Source organism: Vibrio sp. 2304 (assembly GCF_033339475.1).
Classification (GTDB): domain Bacteria; phylum Pseudomonadota; class Gammaproteobacteria; order Enterobacterales; family Vibrionaceae; genus Vibrio; species Vibrio alginolyticus.
Genome location: NZ_JAWOUQ010000031.1, coordinates 1 through 4999, shown reverse-complemented (window position 1 = coordinate 4999; position 4999 = coordinate 1). Strand labels below are relative to the sequence as shown.

8 protein-coding genes are annotated in these 4999 nt (G+C 39.6%); all 8 read left to right on the top strand.

What is annotated here, in order from left to right:
* The first annotated feature begins 76 nt into the window (after nucleotides 1-76).
* The 8 genes from R7P64_RS24000 to R7P64_RS23955 all read left to right on the top strand — a co-directional run bounded on the left by R7P64_RS24000 (nucleotide 77) and on the right by R7P64_RS23955 (nucleotide 4715).
* Nucleotides 77-442, top strand: a complete 366-nt coding sequence (locus tag R7P64_RS24000) for a zinc ribbon domain-containing protein (RefSeq protein ID WP_318119318.1) — start codon at nucleotides 77-79, stop codon at nucleotides 440-442.
* A 144-nt stretch (nucleotides 443-586) separates the two neighbouring features.
* Nucleotides 587-1150 carry a hypothetical protein gene (locus R7P64_RS23995; protein ID WP_213973656.1) on the top strand — a complete coding sequence of 188 codons (564 nt, stop codon included), beginning with the start codon at nucleotides 587-589 and terminating at the stop codon, nucleotides 1148-1150.
* Nucleotides 1151-1285: 135 nt separating this feature from the next.
* Complete coding sequence (locus R7P64_RS23990) at nucleotides 1286-1864, top strand: ankyrin repeat domain-containing protein (RefSeq protein ID WP_017821397.1); 579 nt, start codon at nucleotides 1286-1288, stop codon at nucleotides 1862-1864.
* 134 nt (nucleotides 1865-1998) lie between these two features.
* The gene (locus R7P64_RS23980; protein WP_171345278.1) at nucleotides 1999-2349 is read left to right on the top strand and encodes a hypothetical protein; all 351 of its coding nucleotides are present in this window, start codon (nucleotides 1999-2001) and stop codon (nucleotides 2347-2349) included.
* 156 nt (nucleotides 2350-2505) lie between these two features.
* Entirely contained in the window at nucleotides 2506-2691 is a 186-nt protein-coding gene (locus R7P64_RS23975; protein ID WP_239908956.1) for a hypothetical protein, read from the top strand.
* Nucleotides 2692-2969: 278 nt separating this feature from the next.
* Nucleotides 2970-3497: a hypothetical protein gene (locus R7P64_RS23965; protein ID WP_140201498.1), complete on the top strand. Its 528-nt coding sequence runs from the start codon at nucleotides 2970-2972 to the stop codon at nucleotides 3495-3497.
* A gap of 147 nt (nucleotides 3498-3644) precedes the next feature.
* Nucleotides 3645-3998 (top strand): hypothetical protein, encoded by a 354-nt coding sequence (locus tag R7P64_RS23960; protein ID WP_213973625.1) that lies wholly within the window; start codon nucleotides 3645-3647, stop codon nucleotides 3996-3998.
* Nucleotides 3999-4178: 180 nt separating this feature from the next.
* On the top strand, nucleotides 4179-4715 hold the full coding sequence (locus R7P64_RS23955; RefSeq protein WP_318119306.1) for a hypothetical protein: 537 nt from the start codon (nucleotides 4179-4181) through the stop codon (nucleotides 4713-4715).
* Nucleotides 4716-4999: the final 284 nt, after the last annotated feature.

Here is a 4999-nt window from a genome sequence, read left to right as displayed (position 1 = left end):
CTATGCGTTGGTTTTAGTGTTTAAGGTGGTATGCGGTGGCTTCGGTATTGCGTTGCTCACACCTTAACAGGGCGTTATGCCTATAAGAGGGAATATGGATAGTAAATGGGAGTGCTTTGGGTGCGGGCATAGCAATGAACACTCATCATTAAAGTGTGAACAGTGCGGGTCTTTAGGCAAAGAGCTTGCAAACAAGCAGATGGCAAACCACCTGTTAGGGAATGACAAAGTGAAATCGAAGTTTGAATACTGCTGTGATAAATGTGGTTCAGAGTCATATGAGGTTGGTGAGTTAAGAGCCAGTGGTGGATTTTGGAGTACATTTTTCAATTACAACAAACACCGTTTTTATTTCTTATCATGCAGTAGCTGCGGTCACACTGAGTTTTACAAACGAGGTCTAGGTACTGGACAAAAAATACTAGATTTTCTAGGTGGTTAGCATAGGCATAACAAACTGTTTAAGAGTGATTCGCAACGCGTGGCATTTTTACTATGCGTTGGTTTTAGTGTTTAAGGTGGTATGCGGCAGCTTCGGTATTGCGTTGCTCACACCTTAACAGGGCGTTATGTTTAAAGGATGAAAATGTCTGCTATCAACAATGTTAGCCTCTTCTTCGCGATTTATTTTGGTATTTCAATCATTGTATTTAGACTGCCATTTGATATATCAGGTGCGTATTTTGACTTCATTGTTTATCTATTTTTGCCTGTTTGTTCAGCTTGCTATCTGGCATTTGTAATTTTTGGGAAAGTGAATGGAAAAAGCGTGTGGGCAGTGATGGCTCATAGACTTAGCCATAAAGCAGGTTTCAATCGATGGCAGGTGTTAATATTCTCTGGGCTTTTTGCATATCCGATTATAGCAATTCTTCTTTTGCCTTTTTTTCGTGTTTTATTGATTACCACGATTTTGACAGGGCAAGACTATTGTCATGTCGGCAAACTCTCAAACGTTGCAGAGGGTCGGCGAGTTATGTTTGGTCTCAGTGATATCACGATTGAAGCCCCTCAGTCGAATCGTACTTTTTGGTATCCTACGAAAAAGCTGATGCGAGATAATATTGATATAGGCGGCACTGTAGAAGCTTGTGGTAAGCAGGGTTGGCTTGGGTTTTACATTGAAAGGGTGTCTGCCCGTGGGGAATAAACATAACAAATTGTTCAAGAGTGATTCGGCACGCGTGGCATTTTTACTATGCGTTGGTTTTAGTGGTTAAGGTGTTATGCGACGGCTTAGGTATTGCGTGCCTCACACCTTAACAAGGCGTTAGGAGGGATTATTTTGAAGCGATTTTTACTAGCAGCTTTATCCATAGTGTTTTTGACAAGTGATTCAAGTTCTTGCAAAAGCAGAAACGACCCTAGTAGTCCTATAAATATCGCAATTTATCAGATGATTGAGGGAAAAAGCAGCTCGTATGCTCAACGTTTGTTGAAGAAGGGAATGGACGTTAATACAGTCAATTCATGTGGAGCGTCACTATTACTCATGGCGTCATTTCTTGGTGACCATGAACTGGTAAAAACTTTACTATCAAGTGGTGCGCTCCCCAACATACAGAATTATGAAGGGAACAGCCCAGTTTTTGCATCTGCTAACTTCTCCAATAACAAAATATTAAAGCTACTTCTTGATAATGGAGGTGATCCCAATTTACTTCTTACTCAGGAGTATGTTTACAACTCACCATTAATGATTGCTGCAATCAATGAGAATATCGAAGGTGTTAGGTTATTATTAGAGGCGGGAGCCGATTGTAATTACCGCAATCAATTGGGAAATTCAGCAAGAAAAATTGGTGAGGCTTCATTGAATTTAGAGCTGAAAGCATTGCTTATGGCGTGCGACAATCCCACCTAACAAACTGTTCAAGAGGGATTCGCAACGCGTGGCATTTTTACTATGCGTTGGTTTTAGTGTTTAAGGTGGCATGCGGCGGCATCGGTATTGCGTTGCTCACCCCTTAACAGGGCGTTATGCTCTAGGAGGGAATTTTGCTCAATTTACTGAAGAAAGTGGTGCTAATCAATCTTGTTGCAGCATTGATTGTTATTCTCTTAGCTCAGTTTGTCCCCTTCTTTGCTACTACTCAGCCAGTCGACTTTCTGTTCTTCGTTGTTATCGTGAACTGGGTTTTAGCAAAGCTTATGTGGGAAGGTGGCGTATATAGTAAAACAGCGCATATGGATGATTCTAGAACAGATAAAGTTTACAAAATGGTAGAAGGTCATGATTTCGAAGAAGACCAACGAGAGCAGCATAGAATGAACTTCCAGGCAGGTTTGGTTTTCTTTATTGCAGGGCTTCCAGCGTTTGTCACTTGCTTAATTCTCCAATTTCTTTGAGTACGAGCATAACAAATTGTTCAAGAGTGATTCGGCACGCGTGGCATTTTTACCATGCGTTAGGTTTGGTGATTAAGGTGGTATGCGGAAGCTTAGGTATTGCGTGCCTCACACCTTAACAAGGCGTTATGCTTAATCAAATAAAATCAGTGGTTTATGATTTTTCTTTGTTCCCTTAGCTTTTTGGTTTTGAGCTCGTCGGCAAGTTGTCTTCATTGGGCGCTGTTTTTCGGACACTTATTCTTTGGCGCTGGAAATTTGGAGAATTGCCTCAATCAATTTTCAGGTAAGCGCGAGGTTAGGGCGTTTGGCTCACCCAGCAATTTGATCTTAGGTTTTTGAGTTTTAGCGGCCAAATTTCAAAGTCCGATTTTTAAAACTATGAGTCATTTCGGTTTTCTACGTTTTGGCTTTTGTTTGTAAATCAAAGTCGAGTTAATCTTGGTTCTAGTAAAACGTAACCCATTGAAGCTTAAGCATAACAAGGCGTTCAAGAGGGATTCATGCCGCGTGGCATTTTTGGTGTGCGGTGAGTTTTGGTGGTGAAAGTGGTCTGCGGAAAGTTGGTTTGTGCGGCATTCACCCCTTAACGCAGCGTTATACAAATATGGGGATATTGAGTGCAGAGTGAGTTGTTACAAATAAAGGATCTTGTCGTTGGTATTGCCGCTTTTACAGGTATGGGCATGAGTTTCTACAACCTCTGGCGAGATCAGAATAAAGAGAAAGTTAAGCTAGTTGTAACGCCTAAATCCATTAAATCATGGGGTCGAACTGATACAGGACAAGAGTTTTCTGTATCCACAAAGCATAGCTTTGATGGTAAAACTTCCAGAAATCTATTTGTTATCGAGGTTATTAACCTAAGCAAATTTGATGTGACTGTCGATGAGATTGGTTTTTTATACCCTCGTCGTAAAGACCGGGCTGTAATTACAGGTCCAACTCTTTTTGACAATAAGCCGTTTCCTAGAAAGCTTGAGCCTCGTGAAAGTGTCAGTATTTACTGCAATATAAGTGATCTAATGCAAGGTTCAGATGTGCATCTTTATAAATATGCTTATGCTGAAACAGCGTGCGGAGAAATGCGCAAAGGTACGTCAAAAGCGTTAACTGAATTCTCAGCTTTTGCGAAAAAATTTGTATAACAAGCAATTTAAGAGGGATTCACAACGCTCGGCACTTTTGCTTCTACTTCAAATTTAGTGTTTATGGCACAATGCTTTAGATTTGGGTGTAGGCGTTGTTCACCCCTTAATTGGGCGTTAGGTTTTTAAATAAACAAGAGGTCTAAATTGGATATTAAGAGTGAGTTGCTGAGTTCTGTGCCAACAGCCCCTGCTAAAAGACTTTTCATTTCGATGATGGTGCTGGTACCGTTTTTTATTTGGGGGGTTGACCAACTCAACCCTCTTTGGCCTAGTCTATCAGCAAAGCATTTGGTTATTGCTAAGATTGCGGGTGCTCTAGTTATCGTCTGCATTACATCCATTCTGCTTAACTTGTACTATATCTATAAGCTAAAAAAGTTAGGGCGTTTCATCAGCGACCGTGTTCCTGATTTGATAGAGCGATGTGCTGATGAACAAATTGCTCATTATAAAAGTAAGAACCCGCTTTGGGGGGACATTGGAAGCGTTGACAAATAAACCTAACAAACTGTTTAAGAGGGATTCGCAACGCGTGGCATTTTTACTATGCGTTGAATTTAGTGATTAAGGTGGTTTGCGGCGGCTTTTGTATTGCGTTGCTCACCCCTTAACAGGGCGTTATGTATTTTAATCATTGGTTTAGTGACAACTGACTAATTAACGTTGGAGCTATTGTCAATGCAACTAGAAACGAGTAAAAGCATGATTCGTATTGTTAGGAGAATTTGTGGTTCATATTATGCGCCTGGAGTTCTCATAGCCATTTTTATTATGTCGATATGTGTTGTAGAAAATAGAGTTATTGAGAGGCCATACACTGATAACGATGTGTTATACCATAAAGCTGAGGTAACAGGTAAGCATGGTACTTCTGGTCGTGGAATATCTTATGAAATTATTTTTGATAAAAAACACAAGTACGATATTAAAGTTCAAGGGTATGACTTTAATTTAATAAATAATAACTATTCCCTAGGATATGGTTCGCGCAAAGATACAGAAAACCTAAGTGTTGGGCTAGTTAAAACGCATTTAGATAATATTTATTATACTGTTTACGTTAAGGCTGGAGATGAAGTTCTTCTTTCTAGTTCTGATGGTCTTAATATGATAAATAAATCTAATGCCGAGCAGGTTAAATGGAGAGCTTACTTAAGTCTTATTGCATTTATTTTACTTTCTCTAATCTTTAGGTTTCTAAGGAAGTATTATTAAATTCTATGTATAAAGTTTGCTAATAAATTTGTGCAACCAAAATACATAACAAACTGTTCAAGAGGGATTCGCAACGCGTGGCATTTTTACTATGCATTGGTTTTAGTGTTTAAGGCGGTATGCGGTGGCTTCGGTATTGCGTTGCTCACCCCTTAACAGGGCGTTATACGAATAGAGGGAAATTATGTACAAAAATACTGATTTTAACTTGGATTCAAAAGAGTTCAGGTTTAAGAAAGACTCATATCCTTTGTCTAAGATAAACAATGTTAGGGTTAAAAAGT